Annotated in this window: 21 protein-coding genes and 1 pseudogene; 4 read left to right on the top strand and 18 right to left on the bottom strand. The window is 68.3% G+C overall.

Annotated elements, in window-relative coordinates; all coding sequences use genetic code 11:
* The 15 genes from GEM_RS27790 to GEM_RS27720 all read right to left on the bottom strand — a co-directional run bounded on the left by GEM_RS27790 (position 1) and on the right by GEM_RS27720 (position 18747).
* Complete coding sequence (locus tag GEM_RS27790) at positions 1-618, bottom strand: PolC-type DNA polymerase III (RefSeq protein WP_014900758.1); 618 nt, start codon at positions 616-618, stop codon at positions 1-3.
* Positions 619-811: 193 nt separating this feature from the next.
* Positions 812-2536: a tannase/feruloyl esterase family alpha/beta hydrolase gene (locus tag GEM_RS27785; RefSeq protein ID WP_014900757.1), complete on the bottom strand. Its 1725-nt coding sequence runs from the start codon at positions 2534-2536 to the stop codon at positions 812-814.
* 28 nt (positions 2537-2564) lie between these two features.
* On the bottom strand, positions 2565-3713 hold the full coding sequence (locus GEM_RS27780; RefSeq protein WP_014900756.1) for a porin: 1149 nt from the start codon (positions 3711-3713) through the stop codon (positions 2565-2567).
* 66 nt (positions 3714-3779) lie between these two features.
* The gene (gene mhpT / locus GEM_RS27775; protein ID WP_014900755.1) at positions 3780-4985 is read right to left on the bottom strand and encodes a 3-(3-hydroxy-phenyl)propionate transporter MhpT; all 1206 of its coding nucleotides are present in this window, start codon (positions 4983-4985) and stop codon (positions 3780-3782) included.
* A gap of 201 nt (positions 4986-5186) precedes the next feature.
* Positions 5187-7091 carry a feruloyl-CoA synthase gene (locus GEM_RS27770; RefSeq protein WP_014900754.1) on the bottom strand — a complete coding sequence of 635 codons (1905 nt, stop codon included), beginning with the start codon at positions 7089-7091 and terminating at the stop codon, positions 5187-5189.
* 11 nt (positions 7092-7102) lie between these two features.
* A complete protein-coding gene (locus tag GEM_RS27765) occupies positions 7103-8551 on the bottom strand; it encodes an aldehyde dehydrogenase (RefSeq protein WP_014900753.1) in 1449 nt (482 codons plus the stop codon).
* A 59-nt stretch (positions 8552-8610) separates the two neighbouring features.
* Entirely contained in the window at positions 8611-9441 is an 831-nt protein-coding gene (locus GEM_RS27760) for a p-hydroxycinnamoyl CoA hydratase/lyase (RefSeq protein WP_014900752.1), read from the bottom strand.
* A 230-nt stretch (positions 9442-9671) separates the two neighbouring features.
* The gene (locus GEM_RS27755; protein ID WP_014900751.1) at positions 9672-10175 is read right to left on the bottom strand and encodes a MarR family winged helix-turn-helix transcriptional regulator; all 504 of its coding nucleotides are present in this window, start codon (positions 10173-10175) and stop codon (positions 9672-9674) included.
* A 172-nt stretch (positions 10176-10347) separates the two neighbouring features.
* Positions 10348-11247: an SMP-30/gluconolactonase/LRE family protein gene (locus GEM_RS27750; protein WP_014900750.1), complete on the bottom strand. Its 900-nt coding sequence runs from the start codon at positions 11245-11247 to the stop codon at positions 10348-10350.
* 45 nt (positions 11248-11292) lie between these two features.
* Positions 11293-12312 carry an L-arabinose ABC transporter permease AraH gene (gene araH, locus GEM_RS27745; protein WP_041490861.1) on the bottom strand — a complete coding sequence of 340 codons (1020 nt, stop codon included), beginning with the start codon at positions 12310-12312 and terminating at the stop codon, positions 11293-11295.
* 30 nt (positions 12313-12342) lie between these two features.
* Positions 12343-13905: an L-arabinose ABC transporter ATP-binding protein AraG gene (araG, locus tag GEM_RS27740; RefSeq protein ID WP_014900748.1), complete on the bottom strand. Its 1563-nt coding sequence runs from the start codon at positions 13903-13905 to the stop codon at positions 12343-12345.
* A 20-nt stretch (positions 13906-13925) separates the two neighbouring features.
* Complete coding sequence (locus GEM_RS27735; protein WP_014900747.1) at positions 13926-14930, bottom strand: arabinose ABC transporter substrate-binding protein; 1005 nt, start codon at positions 14928-14930, stop codon at positions 13926-13928.
* Positions 14931-15010: 80 nt separating this feature from the next.
* A complete protein-coding gene (locus tag GEM_RS27730; RefSeq protein WP_014900746.1) occupies positions 15011-15940 on the bottom strand; it encodes a Gfo/Idh/MocA family protein in 930 nt (309 codons plus the stop codon).
* Positions 15941-15964: 24 nt separating this feature from the next.
* The gene (locus tag GEM_RS27725) at positions 15965-16894 is read right to left on the bottom strand and encodes a dihydrodipicolinate synthase family protein (RefSeq protein WP_014900745.1); all 930 of its coding nucleotides are present in this window, start codon (positions 16892-16894) and stop codon (positions 15965-15967) included.
* Positions 16895-16995: 101 nt separating this feature from the next.
* Entirely contained in the window at positions 16996-18747 is a 1752-nt protein-coding gene (locus tag GEM_RS27720; protein WP_014900744.1) for an IlvD/Edd family dehydratase, read from the bottom strand.
* A gap of 114 nt (positions 18748-18861) precedes the next feature.
* On the opposite strand from GEM_RS27720, the gene GEM_RS27715 reads away from it, so the two are divergent.
* The gene (locus GEM_RS27715; protein ID WP_014900743.1) at positions 18862-19812 is read left to right on the top strand and encodes a LysR family transcriptional regulator; all 951 of its coding nucleotides are present in this window, start codon (positions 18862-18864) and stop codon (positions 19810-19812) included.
* 240 nt (positions 19813-20052) lie between these two features.
* On the opposite strand, the gene GEM_RS27710 is transcribed toward GEM_RS27715, so the two are convergent.
* Positions 20053-20709 (bottom strand): glutathione S-transferase family protein, encoded by a 657-nt coding sequence (locus tag GEM_RS27710; protein ID WP_148283902.1) that lies wholly within the window; start codon positions 20707-20709, stop codon positions 20053-20055.
* Between the two features lie 8 nt (positions 20710-20717).
* On the bottom strand, positions 20718-21194 hold the full coding sequence (locus GEM_RS27705) for an OsmC family protein (protein ID WP_014900741.1): 477 nt from the start codon (positions 21192-21194) through the stop codon (positions 20718-20720).
* A gap of 94 nt (positions 21195-21288) precedes the next feature.
* Here GEM_RS27705 and GEM_RS27700 point away from each other — a divergent pair, with 94 nt between their 5' ends.
* The gene (locus GEM_RS27700; protein WP_014900740.1) at positions 21289-21930 is read left to right on the top strand and encodes a GntR family transcriptional regulator; all 642 of its coding nucleotides are present in this window, start codon (positions 21289-21291) and stop codon (positions 21928-21930) included.
* A 150-nt stretch (positions 21931-22080) separates the two neighbouring features.
* Here GEM_RS27700 and GEM_RS31645 read toward each other — a convergent pair.
* Positions 22081-22241 (bottom strand): annotated as a pseudogene (locus GEM_RS31645) (LacI family transcriptional regulator); the annotation flags it as partial.
* Between the two features lie 193 nt (positions 22242-22434).
* Here GEM_RS31645 and GEM_RS27695 point away from each other — a divergent pair.
* Positions 22435-23181 (top strand): SDR family oxidoreductase, encoded by a 747-nt coding sequence (locus tag GEM_RS27695; protein WP_014900738.1) that lies wholly within the window; start codon positions 22435-22437, stop codon positions 23179-23181.
* Between the two features lie 153 nt (positions 23182-23334).
* Positions 23335-24189, top strand: coding sequence for a DJ-1/PfpI family protein (locus GEM_RS27690; protein WP_014900737.1), 855 nt, complete (start codon positions 23335-23337; stop codon positions 24187-24189).
* Positions 24190-24285: the final 96 nt, after the last annotated feature.

Raw genomic sequence — 24285 nt, 5'->3', positions numbered from 1 at the left:
TCAGCGCGTACCGGCGGCCAATGACCCGAAAAACGTCGCGACCTTGGCTTTGCTCGTCTTCTGCAAGCGCGACATGAGCCCGTGGTCGACGTGCTGCAGCCCGTAGGTCTCGCCGATATCGCGCTGCAATCGGCACCACAGATGGCTCGCGATCTCCGCGTCGACCATCGCCCGGTGAGCGCGGCCCGACTGCGGAAGCCGCAGCATGTCCGCCAGGTTCGACAGGCGGTGACTTTGCGCGTCCGGGTAGATGCGCCGCGCCACGAGCATCGTGCAGGCGAACGCATGCTCGGCCGCCATGCCGAGCATGCCGAGCTCGGCCTGCCAGAACCGCTTGTCGAAGCCGGCGTTGTGCGCGACGACGGGATGGCTGCCGACGAATGCGGCGGCTTCCTTCATGACCTTCGACACCGGGGGCGCCGTTGCAATCATCTCGTTCGTGATGCCGGTGAGTGCGACAACGTCCGACGGAATGCGGCGTCCCGCGTTCATCAGGCTCTGGTAACGGTCGACGATCTCGCCGTCGCGCAGAAGAATCACGGCGATCTCGGTCGCCCGGTCCCCCATGTTCGGAGAAAGCCCGGTTGTTTCGAAGTCGAGTACTGCAACGGTTTGCATGGTCAAATCAGAGGAAAGATACCTGGCGCAGAACGTCGGTCAGGACGCGTCGCGCCGACAGGAAAGCGTCATAGTATCTCCGGATGCGGCATGTGACGGCAAACGCGGTCGCCATGCGTGGCCGATGCCCCCGCGAAACCACGGCAAATGTGCCGATGCGCCCGCGCATCGGCACATTCCCCCCGCTTCTACGTCAGCGACAACTGAAGCTCGCCGCCGAATTCACGTCGCCCGAGCCGTTGTAGCGCGCGACCTGCGGATACGGGCACAACGGACGCGTGCGTCCCGCGCCCCACGACGTCGGCACATCCGCATTCGGCACCGCGTTCGTCGTGTCGCGCGCGGCGGCAACGATCGCGGCGGGCGCCTGGCCCTGCTCGACCCACGCGACGAGCGGCGTCAGCATGTCGAACTGGTCGGCCGCCGGCCCGCCCGAGCAGTGGTTCATCCCCGGCACCGGATAGAAGCGCGCGAAGCCGGACGCGTCGCCGCCGTTCGCCTGTGCGAGCCGGCCGTACCAGTCGCTCGTGTCGTTGAAGGAAAACACCGGGTCGCCGGTACCGTGATAGACGAGCAGCTTCGCGCCGCGCGATTTCAGCGCGGACAGGTTGGTCTCGTCGGGCGGCGTCATGAACGACCACGCGGATTGCGTGTACACGCCGTTCGTCGCGAAGATCGCCGGCGCGTCGTTGTCCATGTCGAAGCCGAGCGCGAAGCCGGCGAGGTTCGCGAGTGTCGCGGCGGTTTTCGGCGGCGTCATGAACGTGAACGCCATCGCGGCCGGGTCGAGCGTGACCGAGTTCGACTGCTTCCACGCGGCCCAGCCCGTGCCCGCCATGCCCGGATCGTACGGAAAGCTCGCATAGAGCGCCGTGCCCGCGCTGTTGCGCGCGCCCGCGAACACGTTCTCGAGCGCGCTCTTCTGCGCGGTCGTCAGACAGGCGCCGGTGCGCGTGCCGTTCGCGCAGGTCGGGATGTCCGCCTCGACGCTGAAGTGCGCCTGGCACGCGGCGACGTCCTGCACCATCCCGTCGGCCGAGCCGTCGAGCGCATCGCATTTGTCGAGAATCTTCGCGCCGACGAACCGGCGCTCCGCGTCGGTGAAGCCGCTGCGGATGTCCGGCAGCCCGTTGGTCCCGGTCGCCGACGCGATCTTCGCGAACTGCTGCGCGCCGTACATCTCGCCGATCGCCGCCTTCGGCAGGTGGAAGCCCGGGTCGCCGGCGATAATCCCGTCGTAGTCGCCCGCGTTGCGCACGGCCGTGACCATCGCGTGCCGGCCGCCGTTCGAGCAGCCGCCGAAATAGCTGCGGTCAGGCGTCTTCCCGTACGCGAGCCGGATCACCTGCTTCGCCATCGGCGTGAGCGCGTCGACGGCGCCGTAGCCGTAGTCGAGCCGCGCCTGCGGATCGAGGCCGAACAGCGGGTTCTGCGCGGCGCTGTGCCCGGCATCCGAGCTGATCACCGCGAAGCCCAGGTTCAGCGCGTCGGTCAGCGGCCCGCCGCCGCCAATCTCGCCGGTCGCGGTCACGACGTTGCCGTCGAGCCCGCCGTTCGCCTGATAGAAGAAGCGGCCGTTCCACGCTTTCGGCAGGCGCATCTCGAAGCCGATCGCGTAGGTCTTGCCGTCCACCGCGCTCACGCGCTCGTTCATCTTCCCGTCGATCACGCAATGCTCGGCGATCGGTTTGCCGGCCACCGTCAGCGCGCCGGCAGCCGCGGTCGTCACCGACGTGAACGACGTGTTCGCATACGCGAGCTTCGCGGCAAGCGCGTCGCAGGTCTGCGCCATGGCGGCCGGTGCCGCGGCGCTCAAGTGGGTCGGCGTGGAACTGACCGAATCGTCGCCGCCGCAACCGGCGAGCATGGCCGCCGCGGACAGCGGCGCAATACAGAGGAATGCAGATTTCCTGTTCAAGATAGCTCCCGTTCGTCAGGCTGCCGGATCAGAACATGTGCCGCACGCCGACCATCGCGCCGAGCTGCCCCATCCCTGCGCCGGGCGTCGTGCCGGCGCCGCCGCCGCTGACCGCGTAGCGCGCATGTGCGCTGTTCCACAGATACGACGATTGCGCGTAGACGGCCGTGCGCTTGGTCAGCAGATAAGTCGCACGCAGCGTGGCCATAGTCGCGCGGGTGTCGTGCGCGCTGTTGACGATCCGGTAGCCTTCGCCGTCGACCACGAAATCGGGCTTCACCGCATACGACGCACCGACGAAGAACAAGTCAGAATGGGCGCCAGCCGCGGCCGGCGAACCGGTCGACACGCGCCGCCCGATCCAGCCCGCGCCGATCCGCGCGCCCGCCGCCTGCGCATACGCGCTCACGTGGGTGCGCGCATCCTTGCCGCCGCTGCTGGTGAAGGCGACCGGCGCGATGCCGTCGAAGAAGTTCGCGGCCGCGCCGGTGCCGCCGCGCTGCTCCTCGTACGACGCCGCCGCACCGAAATACGCGCTGTCGTACTTGAGCATGACCGACCAGTTGCGGCACTGGACGGCGTCGCCCGGCACCTGCCCCGCGCACGTGCCCTGCCCCGGCGAGTTGCCGGTGCCCGCGCCGTCGCGACCGAACGAATACGCGGCGCCGAGCGTCACGCCGCGATAGGTGCCGACGTAGGTCACCGCGTTGTCGGCGCGCCCGTTCGGCACGTACGCGTCGAACGAGCCGAGCCCGTAGATGTCGGGGCCGATGATGTCCGCGCCCTGCAGCGCGAGATAGGTCATCGTGTACTGGCGGCCGAACGCGAGCGTGCCGTAGCCGCTCTTCAGCCCGACGAACGCCTGCCGCCCGAACAGCCGCCCGCCCTGCCCGAGATCGCCGCCGCGCACGTTGAAGCCGCTTTCGAGCGTGAACACCGCCTGGTAGCCGCCGCCGAGATCCTCGGTGCCGCGCAGGCCCCAGCGCGACGGCAGCTCGCCCGTCACGCCCGGCATGCGCACCACGTGGTCGCCGGCCGCGTTCGCGTGCGACACGAACTCGACGCCCGTGTCGATGATCCCGTACAGCGTCACGCTCGACTGCGCGTGCGCGCCGGTCGCGACCAGCGCGCAGCACGCGCCGGCGGCCAGCAGGCCGTTCCTTGTCTTCGTCTTCATTTCGTTGCGTCTCCAGACCGTGTTGAATTGCGCGCTCTGACGGCGCGCATTGAAAAAAACGAACCCTCAGTCGCCGGCTTGCGGGCGGCGAATCAGCACCAGCGCGGCGACGGCCGCGACGAGCGTGACGGGGATGCTCGCGCCGATCACGACGGGCGCGCTGCGGCCGGCGGCCAGCAGCGTCGCGGCCGCGAGCGGCCCGACGACGGAACCGAGCCGGCCGACGGCCACCGCCGCGCCGACGCCCGTGCCGCGCATCGCGGTCGGGTAATAAATCGCCGCGAGCGCATACAGCACCGACTGGCCGCCGACCACGAACATCCCGGCCGCGAACGCGGCCGCCGCGAGCGACGCGAAGCCCGGCGCGGCCGCGAGCGCGGCGAGCGACAACACGATCCCGACATACATGCCGCCGACCACGCGCGACGCGCGCATCCGGTCGAGCGCCGCGCCGATGCCGAGCGCGCCGAGCCCGGCGCCGACGTTGAACGCGATCTGCACGAGGCCGACGTGCTCGCGATCGAGCCCGCGCGAGGCCATCAGCGACGGCAGCCAGTTCAGCAGGAAGTAAAGGACGATCAGCGTGCAGAAGTAGCTGACCCACAGCGCGACCGTCGACGTCGTCCGGCCGTCGCCGAACAGCGTACGTGCGACGCTGGTGCGCGCGGCCTGCGTGCCGGCGACGTCGAGATACGCGCGCGATTCCGGCAGAAACCACACCAGCAGCGGCACGAGCAGCAGCGGCCCCGCGCCGCCGACGTAGAAGATGTGCCGCCATTCGGTATCGCCGGCGAGCAGCACGCCGATCAGCGACGCGATCACGCCGCCGAACGGGATGCCGCAGTACATCGTCGCCACCGCGCTGCTGCGCGAGCGCGGCTCGACTGCTTCGGACGACAGCGCGATCAGGTTCGGCATCGCGCCGCCGAGCCCGATGCCAGTCAGCACGCGCACGACGACGAGCATCGCGAAGGTCGACACCTGCGCGGTGGCGATCGACAGCAGCCCGAACAGCACGGCCGACGCGATCAGCACGCGCTTGCGGCCGATCCGGTCGGCGAGCCGGCCGCCGAGCATCGCGCCCGGCAGCAGCCCGAAGGTGCCCGCGCTGAACGCGATGCCCATCTGCGATACGGTGAGCCCGAATTCGCGCGCCATGCGCGGTGCGGCGACGCCGACCGATTGCAGGTCGAGCCCTTCGAGGAGGGCGATCGCGAAACACAGCGCGAGCGTGGTCGCGACCGTGGGTTTTTCGGCAACGTAAGTGTTCATCGTGTCTCCAGTCCCATGTCTTGTAGTCGGTCGGCCCTGCAACAGCCACCGCGCGCCGCCGCCGGCCAGTGGCGGATCGGCGCGCGAGGTGTCGTCGGAACGGTTGTCTTTATCAGGCAACCTGATTCACTGGCCGCAAGAATGCCTGCCGGTCCAGTGGCCGGCCGGTCGTTACGCCTGCTGCTACCTGCTTGCTTCCGGTTACGCGTAAATCACGTCGGGGTCGCGCCGCGCCGGGTCGTACAGCGCGTCGATCGTCGCCGCGCGATGCTTCTGCACGGCCGCCTGGTTCAGCGAACCCTTGTCGGTCGCTTCGCCGAGATCGAGCGACGGCGGCGTGTCCATCAACCGGATGCGCGCGACGAACGTCGAGCCGCCGCTCGCATGCCGGTTCAGCGCGACGAGCCACGCCGCGAACGCCGCGCGCACGGCTGGCGCGCGCAGCACATCGGTCACGGATGCATCGGCAGCAAGCCCCGCCAGCGCACGGCACGCATCGACACGCGGAAACACCAGCAAACCGATGTCGTCGCGATTGATCCCGGTGACGACCACGTCCTGCACGTACGGCGCCCCGCTCGACACCGCGTTCGCACGCAACGGCCCGACGCTCACGAACGTGCCGCTGCTCAGCTTGAAATCCTCGGTCAATCGCCCGTCGAACAGCAGCCCAAGTTCCGGCCGCTCAGGATCGGCAAACACGCCCGCGTCGCCGCTGCGGTAATAACCTTCGTCGTCGAATACGTCGCGCGGATCGACGTCCGCGTGCCAGTAGCCGCGCATCACGTTCGGCCCCTTGAAACGCAGTTCGAGCTTGCCGCCGCACGGCACGAGCTTCGCGTCGCAACCGGGCGCGGGCAGCCCGATGTAGCCGGCGCGCATCAGCGGCCCGGTCGTGAACAGGCACGACGGCGATGCCTCCGTCATCCCGAGGCCGGCCATGATCCGGATGCGCTCGCCGCAATGCGCGTCGGTCACGCGGTCGAGCCGGTCCCACGCGGCCTGCGACAGCCCCGCACCGCCGAAGAAATACAGCTTCACGCGCGAAAAGAACGTGTCGCGCAACGCGGCGTCCGTTTCGAGCGCGGCGGTCAGTTCTTCCCAGCCCTTCGGCACGTTGAAGTAGATCGTCGGCGCGATCTCGCGCAGGTTGCGCACGGTTTCGTCGAAGCGGCCGGGCACCGGACGGCCGTCGTCGATGTACAGCGTGCCGCCGTTGTACAGCGCGATGCCGAGGTTGTGACTGCCGCCGAACGTGTGGTTCCACGGCAGCCAGTCGACCAGCACCGGCGGTTCGCGCGTCAGCTCGGGCATCGTCTGGCGCAGCATCTGCTGGTTGCTGCACAGCATCCGGTGCGTGGTCGGCACGGCCTTCGGCTGCTTCGTCGAACCCGACGTGAACAGGATCTTCGCGAGATGATCGGGGCCGACCGTCGCGTGGATTGCATCGATCGTGCGCGGGATGGTGGCGAGCAGGCGCGACAGCGGCACCGCTCGCCCTTCGGCATCGACGTCGGCATCGGCATCGGCATCGGCATCGTGCGCGACGATCAGCGCCGCATCGGCCGGCAGCGTCGCGTCGAGCGCACGCGCGAACGGCGCGCGTTCGGCGACGAACACCGCGCCCGGCCGCAGCACGCCGAGCGTGTGACGCAACTTGCCGTAGTCGGTCGACACCAGCGAATACGCGGGCGAGATCGGCGAGTACGGCACGCCGGCCAGCATCGCCGCGAACATCAGCTGCAAGTGTTCCAGATCGTTGCCGGACAGCACCGCGAGCGGACGTTCGGCCGACAGCCCGAGATCGACGAGGCCCTGGCCGAGCGCACGAGCGCGTTCGAGCATCTGCGCGTAGGTGATCTCGATCCAGCGGCCGTCGGCGCCGCGCCGCGCGGCCAGCACGCGGTCGGGATGCGCCTGTGCGCCGCGCACGAGGCAGTCGGTCACGCGCGTCGGGTAGTCGCCGAGCGGTTCGCGCGAGCGCAGGTACCACGCGCCGTTGTCCGCGCGACGAATCTCGGCCGCACCGACTGCGACGGCCGCCGCGCGATAGCGCACGCCGCCCGTGTCGTTCACCGGCCCGCTCGCGGGCATCACAACCTTCATCGTCGGCTTGCTCATAGCGGGTAGTGACGCGGCATGGTCTGCACGGTGATCCAGCGCAGCTCGGTGAATTCGGCGATCGACGCACGGCTGCCGAAGCGGCCGTAACCGCTCGCCTTCGTGCCGCCGAACGGCATCTGCGCCTCGTCGTGCACGGTCGGGCCGTTGATGTGGCAGATCCCCGATTCGATCCGGCGCGCGACCGCCATCGCGCGCGCGACATCGCGGCTGAACACGCTCGCCGACAGGCCGAACTCGCTGTCGTTCGCGAGTGCGACCGCTTCGTCGTCGCTGTCCGCGCGCAGGATCGCGACGACCGGCGCGAACGATTCCTCGCGGTAGAGCCGCATGTCGCGCGTCACGCCGTCGACGATCGCGGGCTGCATCGTCGCACCTTCGACGCGGCAGCCGAGCGGCAGCTGCGCGCCATGCGAACGCGCGTCCTCGACGAGCGACGCCGCGCGCGCCGCGGCCGCCGCGTCGACCATCGTGCCGAGCGGATGGCCTGCGAGCGGATCGCCCGCAACCAGCGTGCGCACCTTCGCGGCGAGCCGCTCGACGAGCGCATCGGCGATCGGCCGCGCGGCGATCACGCGCTCGGTCGACATGCAGATCTGCCCCTGGTTGAAGAATGCGCCGAACGCGATCGCGTCGACGGCTGCATCGAGATCGGCATCGTCGAGCACGAGCACCGGCGCCTTGCCGCCGAGTTCGAGCAGCACGGGTTTCAGGTGCGCGGCCGCGTGGCGCGCGATGATGCGCCCGACGTGCGTCGAGCCGGTGAAGTTGATCCGCTTCACGTGTGGATGCGCGATCAGCCGCTCGACGAGTTCGGGTGCGTCGGCCGCCGCGTGCGCGATCACGTTGACGACGCCCGCGCCGAGCCCGGCTTCATCCAGCACCGCGCCGATCAGCGCGTGCACGCCCGGGCACGCTTCGGACGCCTTCAGCACGACCGTGTTGCCGCAGGCGAGCGGCATCGCCAGCGCACGCGTGCCGAGGATCACCGGCGCGTTCCACGGCGCGATGCCGAGCACCACGCCGCACGGCACGCGCATCGCGAGCGCGAGATTGCCGGGCACGTCGGACGGGATCACGTCGCCGTCGATCTGCGTCGTCATCGACGCGGCCTCGCGCAGCATGTTCGCCGCGAGCGTCACGTTGAAGCCGAGCCAGCCGGGCGTCGCGCCGGTTTCGGCGACGCCGGTTGCGATGAATGCATCGATGCGCGCGTCCATCAGGTCGGCCGCCTTCAGCAGCCGTCGGCGGCGCTCGGTCGGCGCGAGCGCCGCCCACGCGGGGAACGCGCGGTGCGCGGCGTCGACCGCCGCGTCGGCGTCGGCCAGGCCAGCCGCCGGCGCGCGCGATGCGAGCGTGCCCGTCGCGGGGTTGAATCGGTCGAAGGTTCTGCCGTCGCGGGCGGTGCACCACTCGCCGGCGATCAGCATCCGTCTGTCGGTCATGTCGTCTCCTGCCTTGCCTGTCTCTTGCGGTTGCGTTGGCGGTTGCGTCGGCGCTTGTATCAGCGCTTGTATGCCTGCAGGCCCGGCTTGATCGTCTTGTCGTCGAGGAACTGCTTCAGCCCCTGCTCGCGGCCGCGCTCCGGATCGCGCAGCTGCGCCTGGTCGAGCTTCGCATACAGGTAATCCTCGCACTGTTCCCACGTGAGTTCGCGCGAACGCTTGAAGCCGTGTTTCGCGGCGCGCAGCACGACCGGGTTCTTGTCCATCAGCCGCGCGGCGAGCGCGATCGTCGCGTCGCGCAGGCCGGCCAGCGGCACGCTGCTGTTCACGAGGCCCATGTCCGCCGCTTCCGCGCCGGTGAACGTGTCGCCGGTCATGATGTAGTGCAGCGCGCGACGATGCCCGACCGTATCCGCCATCGCCTTGCTGACGAGGTTGCCGGGCGGGATGCCCCAGTTGATCTCCGACAGCCCGAACACGGCTTCGTCCGCCGCGATCGCGAGGTCGCACGCGACGAGCGGCGAGAATCCGCCGCCGAAGCACCAGCCGTTCACCATTGCGATGGTCGGCTTGTTGTACATCCGCAGGCGGCGCCACTGCCATTCCGATGCGTCGCGCCGCACCTTTTCCTGCAGCGCGTCGGAGCCGCCGTCGATCTCGCGGAAATATTCCTTCAGATCCATGCCGGCCGTCCACGCGGCGCCCGCGCCGGTCAGCACCAGCACCTTTGCTTCGTCGTCGAACTCGACCGCGTCGAGTACCTGCAGCATCTCCCGGTTCAGCGTCGGGCTCATCGCATTGCGCTTGTCCGGGCGGTTCAGCGTCACCCACGCGATACCGGCCTCCACGTTCACTTCAACGGTCTGCCAGCGGTTGTCGTACTTGCTCATGTCGGTTCCTGTCGTTCGTTCCTGTGCGATTCGGTGCGCAGCATTCCTGCTGCGGACGGCTTCATTTAATATCAGGCTACCTGATATTGCAAGCGGCATGAGCGCCGGTGTAAACCCGGAGCGGAAAGCGGCGGTAACGACGGAATCGGGGCGCGGTCGGGCGACCGGCGAGCGGGCGGGAAAGCGAACGCGGGCCGCACGGGCCCGCGCGATGAAGGTTCGGGAAGGGGTCAGCCGCGCAGGTTGCGCGCGAACAGTTCGAGCGCGCGCTGCACGTGCGTGGCGTCGTCGATGGAGACGTCGCCGAGCATCCGCGTCTCCAGCGGACGCAGCACGGCCTCGCATTCGCGCAGCATCGCCGCGCCTTCGTCGGTCAGCGTCAGCAGGATGATGCGCCCGTGCGACGGATCGGCCGCGCGCGTGACGTAACCGCGGGCGGCCATCACGCTCATCACCTCGTTCGCCGATTGCGGCGTGATGAACGAGCGTTCCGCCAGTTGCGCGTTTGACGACGCGCCGCGCGCCTCGAGCACCGACAGCGCCGTGTACTGCGCGAGCGTGATGCCGAGCGGCGCGAGCGCGTCGGTCATATGGCGGCGCAGCAGCCGTTCGAGACTGCCGACCACGTAGGTCAGGCGCTGCGGCACGCGCGCCTTCGGCTTGTCGCCCGTCGCGCGGGCGGCGTTCTTCGCGGCGTTTTTCGGGTTCGCGGGCTTGGTCGGGGTGGAACTCATGGTGCAGGCCGGATGGAATTGCGGGCCATCTTACCAGCAGGGCGGCGCGCGAACCGGGTATTCCAGGAAGCCTGGACAGCCGCCGTGCGCTCGCGCATGCGCGGCGGGCCGCGGGCCTGATCGCCAGGCTCGCTGCATCAGACGCATCCCATGAACGGGATCCGATACGCGGTCAGCCGCGCGGCGCGCCCGCGAATCGCGCGGTCGGCAGCCCCGCATGGCGCGTTTGCGCAACGAACACGCCGCCGGCATCGGCATCGCCTGCCAGCGCGTCGTCGCTCAACCCCACCCGCGCGCTCGTCACGTACAACCGGCCGGCGCCGTCGAGCGCCACGCAGCTCGGCTGCGCGGTCGGCACGGCCACGCGGTCCGTCTCGACGCCGTCCGGCCCGTAACGCACCACGCGCCGGCCGCCCCATTGCGCGTTCCACAAGCCGCCGTCGCGATCCATCGTCGAGCCGTCCGGGTCGCCGTCCGCATCGGTGAGCCGCGCGAACGGCCGCACGTTGGCCACGTCGCCGCCCGCGCGGTAATCGCAGACGAGAATCTCGCGCACCATCGAATCGCAGAAAGTCATCCGCGCGCCGTCCGGCGAGAACGCGATGCTGTTCGCGATCGCCGCCGCCGGCAGCGCGAGCCGCTCGAGCGTGAGGTCGGGATTGAGCCGGTAGAACCCGCCGACCGCGCGCGGCGGGTCGCCGCCTTCGTCCTTCATCCCGAACACGAACGCGCCGAACGGATCGCAGCGGCCGTCGTTCAGGCGCGTCGGCAGATCGGGTTCGACGTCGACGATCCGCGTGAACGCGCCGCTGCGCAAGTCGAAGAACGCGAGATGCGTCGCGAGCCCGACGAGCAGCACGTCCGGTGCGTTCGTCAGCGCGAAGCACGCGAGCCGCTCGGGCATCGGCCACTGTGCGAGTTCCGAGCCGTCCGCGCGGCAGCGCCACAGCCGCGCGCCTTCGATGTCCGTCCAGTACAGCGTGTGCGTCGCATCGCACCACGTCGCGCCTTCGCCGAGCGTGTTACGGCTGTCCACGAGCAGCGCCGACGCGCCCGGATGAGTCTGTTGCATGCCGTCTCCCGATATCTGTCACATTCGCGGGCGGGCGCGCGTTCGTCAGATCCTCATCGCGCGCCGCTGGTTGCGACGATACTGGTCGAACAGCACCGCGAGCAACAGAATTCCGCCGCGTATCAGATATTGGTAAAAGGTCGGCACGTTCAGCAGGCTCATCGCGTCCTGCACGGAACCCATGATCAGCACGCCGACCAGCACGCCGGAGATCGTCGCGACGCCGCCCGTCAGCGACACGCCGCCGAGCACGCACGCGGAGATCACGCCGAGCTCGAGGCCGACCGACGTCTTCGGATCGCCGAGGCTCATCCGCGACGCGAGCATCACGCCGGCGAAGCCGGTCACGAGCCCCTGCAGCACGAACACCGCGATCTTGATGCGCATCACCGGCAGCCCCGCGAGCAGCGCGGCCTCGCCGTTGCCGCCGACCGCCAGCACGTTCTTGCCGAACACGGTCTTGCGCAGCAGGAAGCCGAACACGACGAAGCCGACGATGTTGCTCCAGATCGGATACGAGATGCCGAGGAACGAGCCGCCGCCGAGATCGAAGAAGCGCTCCTCGGAGATCATCACCGCGTCGCCGTTCGACGTGATGAACGCGAGCCCGCGCACGACTTCCATCATCGCAAGCGTGACGATCAGCGAGTTGATCCGCCAGCGCGCGATCAGCACGCCGTTCACGAGCCCGACCACACCGCCCGCGAGCACGCCGGCGGCGATGCCGAGCACGACGCTGTGCGTCGCGGTAATCAGCGTCGACGCGACGACGCCCGAGAACGCGACGATCGACGCGACCGACAGGTCGACTTCGCCGAGCGCGAGCACGAACATCATCGTCACCGCGATCGAGCCGATCAGCGTGACCGACAGCAGCAGGCCCTGGATGTTGCGCGGCGTGAGGAAGTCCGGCACGGTCAGCGACAGCGTCGCGAACAGCACGAGAAACACCATCACGATGCCGGAGCGGTTGATCAGTTGCCACACGCCGCCGCGCGCTCGCGCGGGCGCGGCTGCGGCATCGGGGGACGGGGAAGTGCGTTGGGGTTGCATTGCCTGGCTCATAACGTTTGCTTTCCGGTTGACTGCAGGCCGCTAGCGCGGCAGCGCGAGCTTGATCAGCGCGTCGGGCGTCGCCTGCGCCTTCGCGACCTCGCCCGCGATCCGTCCTTCCTTCATCACGATGATGCGGTCCGCCACGCCGATCACCTCGGCCAGGTCGCTCGACACGATGATCACCGTGCGGCCCGCTTCCGCGAGTTCGTAGAACAGGTTGTAGATTTCCGCGCGCGCGCCGACGTCGATGCCGCGCGTCGGCTCGTCCATCAGGAACACGTCGATGCGCTCGGCCAGCCAGCGCGCGAGCACGACCTTCTGCTGGTTGCCGCCCGACAGCGCGCCGATCGGCGTGTCGCCGTCGCGGGTCTTGATCGCGAGCCGCTCGATGTATTTCTGCGCCAGCTCGCGTTCGCGCCGCGCGTCGAGCAGCACGCGCGCCGGGCTGAAATGACGACGCGCGCTGATGTTCAGGTTGTCGGCGACCGACGCGATCGCGACGATGCCTTCCTGCTTGCGGTCTTCAGGGCACAGCGCGATGCCGGCACGCACCGCGTCGCGCGGGCTCGAGAATGCGACGCGCTTGCCGCCCAGCTCGACGTGCCCGCCGCTCGGACGCGCCGCGCCGTACAGCAGCTTCATCAGCTCCGAACGGCCCGCGCCGACGAGCCCGAAGAAGCCGACGATCTCGCCGCGCCGCGCGGCGAACGACACCGGCTCCGACAAGCCGGGCCCCGTCAGCCCCTTCGCCTCGATCATCACGTCGCCGGCCGCGCGCGGCCGGTAGCCGTACACGTCCTCGATCGAGCGCCCGACCATGCAGCCGATCAGCCGGTCGCGGTCGAGTTCGGCGACCGATTCGAACGTCTCGATCCGGCGGCCGTCGCGGAACACCGTCACGCGATCGCACAGCGCGTCGACTTCCTCCATCCGGTGCGTGACGTAGATGATCGCGCGGCCCTCGGCACGCAGCGAACGGATGATGCGGAACAGCTGCGTCGTCTCGCGCGCGGACAGCGAGCTCGTCGGCTCGTCGAACGCGATCACGCGCGCATCGCGCATCAGCGCCTTGCCGATCTCGATCATCTGGCGCTGGCCGATCGACAGGTACTTCACCGGGATGTCCGGATCGATGTGCTCGCCGAGCCGCTCCAGTGCATCGAGCGCACGCACCGCGAGTGCACGCTCGTCGACCACGCCGAGCCGGCTCGGCAGCTGCCCGAGCATCAGGTTCTCCGCGACCGTCAGCTCGGGCACCAGATGCAGCTCCTGGTAGATGATCGCAATGCCGGCCTCGAGCGCGGCGCGCGTCGATGCGAAGCGCTGCACCGCGCCGTTCAGCGTCAGCGTGCCGGCCTGCGGCTGGTTCACGCCGGACAGCACCTTCAGCAGCGTCGATTTGCCCGCGCCGTTCTCGCCCATCAGCCCGTGCACTTCGCCCGCGCGCACCGACAGCGACACGGCATCGAGCGCACGCACGCCCGGAAACGTCACCGTGATGCCGTCGAGCGCGAGCAGCGCGCCGCCGGGGGGCGGCGCACCGGCGCCGGCTGCGGCAGCGCCGTCGTTGCCCGTTACGGCCGTCATCGTCTGCATCGTCATCGCGTCCTCGCCCCGCACGCTCAGATGCCGAGCTCGGCGCGCACGGCCTGCCAGTTCGCGCGGGTCATCAGCTTGCCGCTCGTCTGCGTGTCGGCCTGCGGCGTCTTGCCGTTGCGAATCCAGTCGACGAGGTTCTGCGTGCTGTCCTTGCCGTGGTTCGTCGAGCTGACCGCGATCGTCCCGTAGAAGCCGGTCGGCTCCTTCTTCTGGAATTCGGCGAACGCCTCGCCCGCGCCGTTGATGCCGACGCCGATCACGTCGGCCGCCGGGATGTGCAGCTGTTCGGTCGCGCGCACCGCGCCGAGCACGGTTTCCTCGTTCAGCGCAAAGACCACCCACTTCTTCACGTTCGGATGGCGTGAGAGCACCGGGAAGGCCGCCTCGAGGCCACCGCTGTCGTCGGTCGTCTTCTGCGGCGCATCGAAGATGTTCTCCTTGCGGAAGCCGTTCGCGAGCAGCGCCTGTGTCGCGCCATCGGTGCGCAGCTTCGCCGTCGGCAGCTCGTAGTTGGTGATGCGCAACGCGCCGACTTCCTCCGGCTTCCAGCCGCGCCGCTTCATCTCGTCGGCGATCGCCTGGCCGACCTGGTTGCCGATCTTGGTGGCCGACATCCCGAGGTGCGGCACATTCGTGAGCGGCTTGCCGGTCGAATCGACGAGCTGGTCGTCGACGGTCACGAACTTCATGTTGTAGCGCTTCGCGCGCGCGGCGATCGCCGGGCCGAGGCGCACGTCGGGCGCGCAGATCACGAAGCCCTGCGCGCCTTGCGAGTTGAGGTTGTCGATCGCGGCCAGCACTTTCTCGCCGTCCGGCGTGCCGATCTTCACGACCGAGAAACTCTCCTTCTGGCCGAGCGCGGCGGCCGCGTTCTGCTCGTTGATGAACCATGCCTGCTCGGGCATTTTCACCAGGAAGCCGATCTTCAGCGGCGCGTCGGCGTGCGCGGCGCCCTGCATGCCGAGCGGCGCGAGGCAAAGTGCGGCCAGCAGCGCGCGCAGGGTGTGTCGGCGAATCGTGCGGTTCATGCGTGTCTCCTTGTATTGGCTTGGGTCTTCAACTTCCGTCGTGCGCGGTCGTGCTCGCGGTGGCGCGTGCCGGCACGCTGTCAGCGGCCGAACGCGTCGGTCCCGACGCGCCGCCCGAACAGGAGCGCGTCGGCGACGAGCCGCAACGGCCGCACGTCGACATCGCTTTCGCCGCGCGCGATCAGCGCGCGGAACTGCGCATACAGCGCCGGATATTCGCGCTGCGGCCCGATCTCGACCGGCTCGCCGCCTATCGACAATTGCGCGCCGCCGCGGCTGATCGCGAGCACGCCGTCCGACGTGTCGACCGCGATCTCCCATTGCTCGACGGGGCCGTGCCGCCAGTCGAACTCCGCGCGCACGGGCACGCCGTCCGTATCGGCGCAATCGAGTTCGGCCGCGATCGGCATCTGCGCGTCGCTCGGCACGTAGAGCGTCGCCTCGCGCAGCACGAGCTCGCGCGGCAGGATCCGCGTGACGATCGACAACGCGTTGATGCCCGGATCGAACACGCCGAGGCCGCCCGGCTCCCAGATCCACTGCTGCCCCGGATGCCAGCGCCGCACGTCTTCCTTCCAGCGCACCTGCACCGCGCGGATCGTGCGCGTCGCGAGCCACGCGCGCGCCGGTTCCACCGCGCTCGCGCAGCGCGAATGCCAGGTCGCGAACAGCGTGAGGCCGCGTTCGCGCGCGAGCGCGTCCAGCGCGGCCACTTCGCCGAGCGTCGCGCCCGGCGGCTTCTCGAGCATCACGTGCTTGCCGGCTTCGAGCGCCGCGCGTGCCTGCGCGTAGCGCACCTGCGGCGGCGCGCACAGCGACACCGCGTCGAGTTCGGGCTCGGCGGCCAGCAAGGCGCCCAGGTCCTGGTAGTTGCGCACGCCGTCGACTTCCGCGTGACGGCTCGCGCACGCGGTCAGCGCGAAGCCCGGGTCGGCGGCGATCGCCGGCAAATGCTGGTCGCGCGCGATCTTGCCGATCCCGATCACACCCAGTGAAATTACGTCGCTCATCTGCGTTCCTCCTTCACTACTCGCTCAGTGCGCCCAGCGCAGCACGAGCGGATCGAGCCGGCGTGCGATCGCGAGCAGCTCCGCGCGCGTGTCCGGATGCAGTTCCGGCATCGGATGCCGCGGCCGCTCGCACGCGATCACGCCGCCTTCGCGCATCAGCGCCTTCGCGGTGAGGATCCCGGACTGGCGGTTCTCGTGATTGATCAGCGGCAGCCACGCCTGATAGCGCGCAAACGCATCGTCGTGCCGGCCTTCGCGGAACGCGTCGAGGATCGGCCGAATGCCGTCCGGAAACCCGCCGCCCGTCATCGCGCCGGTCGCACCGGCATGCAGGTCGGCGAGCAGCGTGATCGCTTCCTCGCCGTCCCACGGCCCTTCGATCGCGTCGCCGCCGAGCCGGATCAGCTCGCGCAGCTTGTTCGCGGCGCCGGGCGTCTCGATCTTGAAGTACGCGACCTGCTCGATCTCGCGCGCCATCCGGGCGAGGAACGGCGCGGACAGCGCGGTGCCGCTCGCGGGCGCGTCCTGGATCATGATCGGGATGTCGATCGCGTCCGACACACGCGCAAAGAAGTCGAAGATCTGCGCTTCGGGCACGCGGAACGTCGCGCCGTGATACGGCGGCATCGCCATCACCATCGCCGCGCCGAGCTGCTGCGCACGCAGGCTGCGCGCCGCGCACACCTGCGTGCTGTAATGCGACGTCGTGACGATCACCGGCACGCGGCCGGCGACGTGTTCGAGGATCGTGCGCGTGAGCACGTCGCGTTCGTCGTCGGTGATCGCGAATTGCTCGGAGAAGTTCGCGAGGATGCACAGGCCGTCCGAGCCCGCGTCGATCATAAAGTCGACCGCGCGCTTCTGGCTCGCGAGGTCGAGCTCGCCGGCGTCGGTAAACGTCGTCGGGACGACGGGGAAGATGCCGCGATGGCGCGGCGTGCTGCTCGATGTCATGGTCGGGTCCTGCGTCGGCCTCGAGGCGAGGCCATCAAGCCTTCAAGGTTTCACTCACCACTTCACGTTGCGCGAGCCGTTGCCCGCGCCCCGCCTGCCGCTCAATGCGAATGACTCGGCACGTCCGCGCCGCGCGTGCCGACCAGGAAGTCGAGGTCGCACCCCTCGTCGGCCTGCAGCACGTGATCGATGTACAGCCGCGCGTAGCCGCCCTTGCCGAGCTGCCCGGCCACGCCCGGCGCCGCGGTCGGATCGACGTCCGACAGGCGGCGCTTCAATTCGTCATCCGAAATGTCGAGATGCAGCGTGCCGGCCTCGCAGTCGAGCTCGATCCAGTCGCCGTTGCGCACGGCGGCCAGCGGCCCGCCCGCGGCCGCTTCCGGCGCGACGTGCAGCACGACCGTGCCGTACGCGGTGCCGCTCATCCGCGCATCGGAGATCCGCACCATGTCCTTCACGCCCTGGCGCAGCAGCTTCGGCGGCAGACCCATGTTGCCGACCTCGGCCATCCCCGGATAACCGCGCGGCCCGCAGTTCTTCAGCACCAGCACCGAGCTCGCGTCCACGTCGAGCGCTTCGTCGTTGATCGTGGCCTTGTAGTGATCGAAGTTCTCGAACACCACTGCGCGACCGCGATGCTTCAACAGCTCGGGGCTCGCCGCCGACGGCTTCAGCACCGCGCCGCGCGGCGCGAGATTGCCGCGCAGGATGCGGATGCCGCCGTCCGAGATCAGCGGCCGGTCGAGCGGACGGATCACCTCGTCGTCGTAGTTCGGCGCTTCGCGCACGTTGTCCCACAGCGATTTGCCGTTGACCGTCAGCGCGTCGGGGTTCGGCAGCAGCCCGCCTTCGCCGAGCCGGCGGAGCACGGCCGGCAGCCCGCCAGCGTAATAGAACTCCTCCATCAGGAAGCGCCCCGACGGCATCAGGTCGACGATCGTCGGCGTGTCGCGGCCGATGCGCATCCAGTCCTCGAGTTCGAGCGGCACGCCGATGCGCCCCGCGATCGCCTTCAGGTGAATCACCGCGTTGGTCGAGCCGCCGATCGCCGCGTTCGCGCGGATCGCGTTCTCGAATGCGGCGCGCGTCAGGACCTTCGACAGCACGAGCCCGTCGAGCGCCATCTCGACGATCCGGATGCCCGACATGTGCGCGAGCACGTAGCGACGCGAATCGACGGCCGGGATCGCCGCGTTGTGCGGCAACGAGACGCCGAGCGCCTCGGCCATGCACGCCATCGTCGACGCGGTGCCCATCGTGTTGCAGGTGCCGGCCGAGCGCGACATGCCGGCTTCGGCCGACAGGAAGTGATGCAGGTCGATCTCGCCGGCCTTGAGCGATTCGTGCAGCTGCCACACCGCCGTGCCCGAGCCGATGTTCTTGCCTTCGAGCTTGCCGTTCAGCATCGGGCCGCCCGACACGACGATCGCCGGCACGTCGCAGCTCGCCGCGCCCATCAGCAGCGCGGGGGTCGTCTTGTCGCAGCCGGCGAGCAGCACGACCGCGTCGATCGGGTTGCCGCGGATCGCTTCCTCGACGTCCATCGACGCCAGGTTGCGCGTGAGCATCGCCGACGGCCGCAGGTTCGATTCGCCGTTCGAGAACACCGGGAACTCGACCGGGAACCCGCCCGCTTCGGAGATCCCGCGCTTCACGTGCTCGGCCAGCTTGCGGAAGTGCGCGTTGCACGGCGTGAGTTCGGACCACGTGTTGCAGATGCCGATGATCGGCCGGCCATCGAACTCGTGATCGGGGATGCCCTGGTTCTTCATCCAGCTCCGGTACATGAAGCCGTTCTTGTCGTTCGTGCCGAACCATTGGGTGGAGCGCAGCCTGGGTTTCGTTGCCGACATCGTCAGTCCTGTGGTGACGGGATACCGGCGCAGTATGGGCAGAATTTTGATAACTCGCTAATGACGTTTTGGGCGATTACGATATCGATTCTGATATCGATATAAACCCGTACGATGCTCGATGCCAGCCCGTGGGGAAACCGCAGCCGCCTGAAGACCCGCCAGCTCCTGCTGGTCGTCGCGCTCGCCGACGAAGGCAGCATCCATCGCGCGGCGGCCGCGCTGAACATGACGCAGCCGGCCGCGTCGAAGCTGCTGCGCGAACTCGAGGAATCGATCGGCGCGGTGCTGTTCGAGCGGCTGCCGCGCGGGATGCGGCCGACGCTGTATGGCGACGCGCTGATCCGCCACGCGCGCGCGGCGCTCGGCAGCCTCGACCAGGCGCGCGAGGAGCTGGCCGCACTGAAGGCCGGCCATCTCGGGCATGTGGCGGTGGGCGCGATCACGTCGCCGGGGCTGCGGCTCGTGCCGCCGGCCGTCGCGGCCGTGAAGGGGACACATGCAAACGTGCGCGTGTCCGTCGCGATCGACACCAGCAACGCGCTGCTCGAACACCTCGCGCAGGACAAGCTCGACATCGTGCTCGGCCGGCTGTCCGCCGAACACGACAAGCTGCACCTGCGCTACGAGCCGCTGTCGGGCGAGCCGGTCGCCGCGGTCGTACGGCCCGGCCATCCGCTGCTCGCGCAGGCGCCGCTGTCGCTCGCCGACGTGCAGCGCGCCGCGTGGGTCATGCCGCCGGCCGGCAGCGTGCTGCGCCATCGCTTCGAGCTCGTGTTCCAGCGCGCGAGCCTCGCGCCGCCCGCGAACGTCGTCGAGACGGCCGCGCTGCTGTTCATCACGCAGTTGATCGAACAGAGCGACATGATCGCCGTGCTCGCGGAGGACGTCGCGCTGTACTACGCGCGACACGGGATCGTCACGGTGCTGCCGCTGGAGATGGATTGCCGGATGGACGATTTCGGAATCATCACGCGCACCGACCGGCTGCATTCGCCGGCCGTCGAGGTGATGGCCGATGCGATTCGTGTGGCTGCAAGGGCGGTGTACGGGGTCGTGCTGTGAGGCTGGGGGACAGGGTCCGCCGCAGCAGCGTGGAGAACAGGGTCGCCGCTCATGGCTCTGCGACAACAGCGCCACGCTCCATGCAATCAGAAAAGTCGTCAGTACGCGATCCTCGCCGCCGTCGTCTCCGACGACGGCGGAGCGAGTACCGGATTGCGCTTGCTTCATCAGAACTGTGCGGTAACCTGAAAACCAACCGTCACTCGTGTCGCAGGGAACCCTGACGGCTTGTAGATCCGGTTACACCCAGGGCGCCGCGAGCCCTTCCGTCTTCAATGCGCGCTGGATCGCCGGGCGCGCGAGTACCTGCTGCAGATAATCGCTGAGCCGCGGACGTTGTCGCGCCGGCTCGGTGAAGCCCCGCGTCCAGCGACACAGCATCAACGCATACGGATCGAGCACCGTGTAGTGCGCACCGAGCAGCCAGGGGCCGCCGCTTGCGTCGAGCTGTTCCTCGAGCAGATCCAGCAGCGTGGTGACCTTCTCTTCCGCATGCGCCTTCACCTGCGCGGCGCCCGCCGCGTTGCCCGCGTCGACCCATCGCTCCGGGTAGAAATACGCGATCAACGTCGCCTGCAGCGTGTTGGTCAACCACATCAGCCACTTGTAGAAGCGGGCTCGCTCGAGCGTACCGAGCGCCGGGGCAAGCCGCTGCTCCGGATGCGTATCGGCGAGATGCAGACAAATCGCGGCGGTCTCGTACAACACCAGGTCACCGTCGACCAGCACCGGAATGAGGCCGTTCGGATTGAGTGCGAGGTACTCGGGCGACTTGTGCTGGTCGCGCGTGCGGTCGACGAACGCCAGCTCGAACGGCTTCCCGATTTCTTCCAGCACGAAATGGGGCGCCATGCTTGCGTTGCCCGGGTAGTAGAACAGCTTCAACGTCGTCTCCATCGCTTGCATCACTCGGCGGCGAACTCGATCACCGGTTCGCACCGGATCGGGAAGTTGACGGAGTTCGCGACATAGCACTTCGCATGCGCGTCATGATGCAGCCGCTCCGCCAGCGCACGATCGTCGCCCGCGCGGATCGTCACGCGCGGGTGCAGCACGATTTCGGTGAAGCGCCCCTGCTCGGGGCTGTCGAGCATCGTTCCTTCGGCATCGTCGACATACGCGAGCACGCGGATGCCCGCATCGGCACACAGATGCAGATACCAGAGCTTGTGGCATGCCGATGCCGACGCCAGCAGCAGGTCTTCCGGATTCCAGCGCGCCGCGTCACCGCGGAACGCCGGGTCCGACGAGCCCGGAATGTCCGGCTTCGAACCCGCGCGGATCACATGATCGCGGCCATATTCGCGATACCCCGACGTGCCGGTTCCCCGGTTGCCGGTCCACTCCACTGCCACCCGGTACTTGTGTTCGCCATGCGCCATCTCGCCCTCCTCTGCTATCGGAACGTGAGGCTGCCATTGTGGCACCGGAATGCCGTTTGGTATACCATTATTCCAAAATGAGGAACCTAAGGGCATGGAAGCCAGACTCGACTCCACGGCGGACGCGGTGGCCGCATCGCTGCGGGAAATGATCATCGACGGCGAGTTGCAGGGAGGCGAGCGGCTCGTCGAGCGCGATCTCGCCGAGCGCTTCGGGATCAGCCGGATTCCGCTGCGCGAGGCGATCCAGCGCCTGGAGCGCGAAGGGCTGCTGGACATCTTCCGCAATCGCGGCGCGGTCGTGCGGATGCTGAGCGCATCCGACGTGCAGGAAATCTACGACATGCGCGCACTGCTCGAAGGCGACGCGATCTACCGCAGCGTGAAGCGGCTCGACGACGAAACGCTCGCGCGCGCCGAACTCGTGCACCGGCTGCTCGGCGAATCGAGCGTGCCGCGCCGGCAGGGCGAGCTGAACCGTGAATTCCATGCGCTGCTGTATTCGTGCTGCGGCAACGAGCGGCAGTTGAAGGCGATCGCGGAGTTGCGCAGCCAGGTCGAGCGGTACGAGCGCCTGCAGACTACCTTGCTCGCGGATACGCCGTCGTTCCAGGTCGAGCACGACGGCATCCTGCAAGCGTGCCGCGCGCGCAATGCTCGCGGCGCACGCGCGATGACGGTCGCGCATCTCGATTCAGCCCGACGCATCGTGATGCGGCTCGTCGAAGGCGAGTGAGGCGGGCGGGCCCGGTCTCACGCGTTTCCGCCCGCCGCCGCGCGTCCGGCGCCTTGACCGGCTTCGTCAACCGCGCGCTACGCGAGCGCAACCGATGCGCCCGCCACGCCTATGCAGCCGTGTGCCGACCCGGCGCCGCCCCCGTCGAGCCCCCCCTTTGCGCATCACGTCGACGAAGCCGTCGTAGCGCGCCCCGCCTGCACGCCGCTCGCCGAGCCGTCGACGATCACGCCGATCGCCTCGTGCCCGCGTTCGAGCAGGTACCGCGCCGCGATCCGCCCCGCCTCGCGGAAATCCACCGCCACGCACGGCGTCACCGAACGCCGAGACACGTTTTTCATTCGTTCGGATTGAGTGGCGCTTTTTGAGGGTTATAAGACCTTTGCGCCACTCGCCTCACATTCCATACTTCCCACGGACGATCAAGCTGAGCAAAGCGCACAAGCGCGATTGCGTCGTGCGCTTTCGGCCTGATCAATCACACAACATGGAAAGGAATGGAAAATGAGGCTCAAGAACAAATCGGCTTTGATCACCGGTGGAACCAGTGGCATCGGTCTTGCAACCGCGAAGCTGTTCATTGCAGAAGGTGCCCGAGTCGCGGTTACGGGTCGCGATGATGCCGTGTTTGAGCGTGTGAAGGCCGAGCTTGGCGAGAACGCGATCATTCTCAAGGGCGACGTGCGTTCGATCAAGGACATGCGGGCGATTGCCGCTGAGGTAACAGCGCAGTTCGGCGGCCTGGATGTCGTGTTCGCCAACGCCGGCTGGGCTTTCCCGTCCGCCGTCGACGACATCGACGACGCGCTCTATGACGAGATCATGGACGTCAACGTCAAGGGTGTGGTGTTCACGCTTCAAGCGATGTTGCCGCACTTGCGCGAAGGTTCCTCAGTCATCCTCAATACATCGTTTGTCGCGCGGACCGGCAAGCATGGCATCTCGTTGACTGCAGCAGCAAAGGCCGCCGTTCGATCGCTTGCCCGCAGCTGGTCCTATGAGTTTCTCGACCGGAAGATCCGCTTCAACGCGATCGCGCCCGGCGCGATCAACACGCCCCTGATCACCAAGTGGGGCATGCCCGACGAATGGGTTCGCGACCGTCGGGCCGAGTTCGCCGCAGCGATTCCGGTGGGCCGCCTGGGCAAGGCCGAGGACATCGCCTACGCGGCGCTGTATCTCGCCAGCGACGAGTCCTCCTACGTCGTCGGCACCGAACTGGTCGTCGACGGCGGTGCCTCGCAGCTTTAAGCCTGCAGTTCACGATTCCGGAGCCCGACACGTCATCCCGGCTCATCCACATCCTGATCTCGCGTCCGCCACGCTTTACGTCGTGGCGGTTATTCAATCCGGCCCGGCCTGGTTGCGCTCGCAGAAGGGGCCGAAGTGCAAGGAGAAGTCATCTTGACCGACAGTAGCGATAACAATGCTTCCGCAAAGCAACTCAACCGAGCAGGTCGTTCGCGCCGCGATGTTCTCAAGCTCGGCAGCGCCGCCACCCTCGGCGCCGTCCTGGGTGGTGGCGCGTTGCTTGGGCACGCCACGCCTGCTCTTGCACAGGCAGGCAGCAAGGGGGTACTTGCGCCGAATGACCCCCTCGATATTCTGATCGTCAATTTCGATGGCGGTACGCTTCTCGACTTCGCCGGCCCCAGCGAGATTTTCCACCGGCTACCCAATACGAACGTGCGCTACGCGAGCCTCGATGGAGGCAACGTGACGCTCGAATTTGGCGTCGTGTATGGCAAGACCGAACGACTGGCCGATATCGAGAAGACCGACTTGATCCTGGTCCCCGGCGGGTCCGATTTGACGGCGCCGATGCAGCCGGCGTATCAGGCTCAGATCCGGCGTCTGGCAGAAAGCGCCAAATACGTTACGTCGGTTTGCAACGGATCGCTCGTGCTCGCCGCAACAGGCGTTCTCAAGGGCAAGCGAAGCGCCTGCCATTGGGCCTTCGTCAACAAGCTGTCGGAATATGGCGCCATTCCCGTTCCCGATCGCTTCGTGGAAGACGACAACGGCCGGTTCATGAGCGGCGGCGGCGTGACGGCGGGCATCGACTTCGCACTTCGCGTGGCAGCGAAACTGCGCGGTCAACAGGCCGCCGAATTCACGCAGCTCGCGATCGAATACGATCCCGCTCCGCCGTTCCACTCTGGTCATCCCAGGGACGCACGGCCGGATGTCATCGCGATGGTCGACAAAAAACTGCCCGGCGCATCCCGGGGGCTCGCACGCATCCCCGGCGTTCGCTGAAACGCTTGCGGGCAAGGTGCGCATGGCCGCCGCCGGCCTCGATGCAGGCCGCGGCCGACATTGCCCGCTCCACCGGCCCATTTGGCACCACCCGTT

The organism is Burkholderia cepacia GG4 (genome assembly GCF_000292915.1).
In the GTDB taxonomy this organism is placed as follows: Bacteria; Pseudomonadota; Gammaproteobacteria; order Burkholderiales; family Burkholderiaceae; genus Burkholderia; species Burkholderia cepacia_D.
The sequence above is the reverse complement of the archived record's forward strand: the minus strand, read 5'-3'. Positions and strand labels throughout refer to the sequence as shown.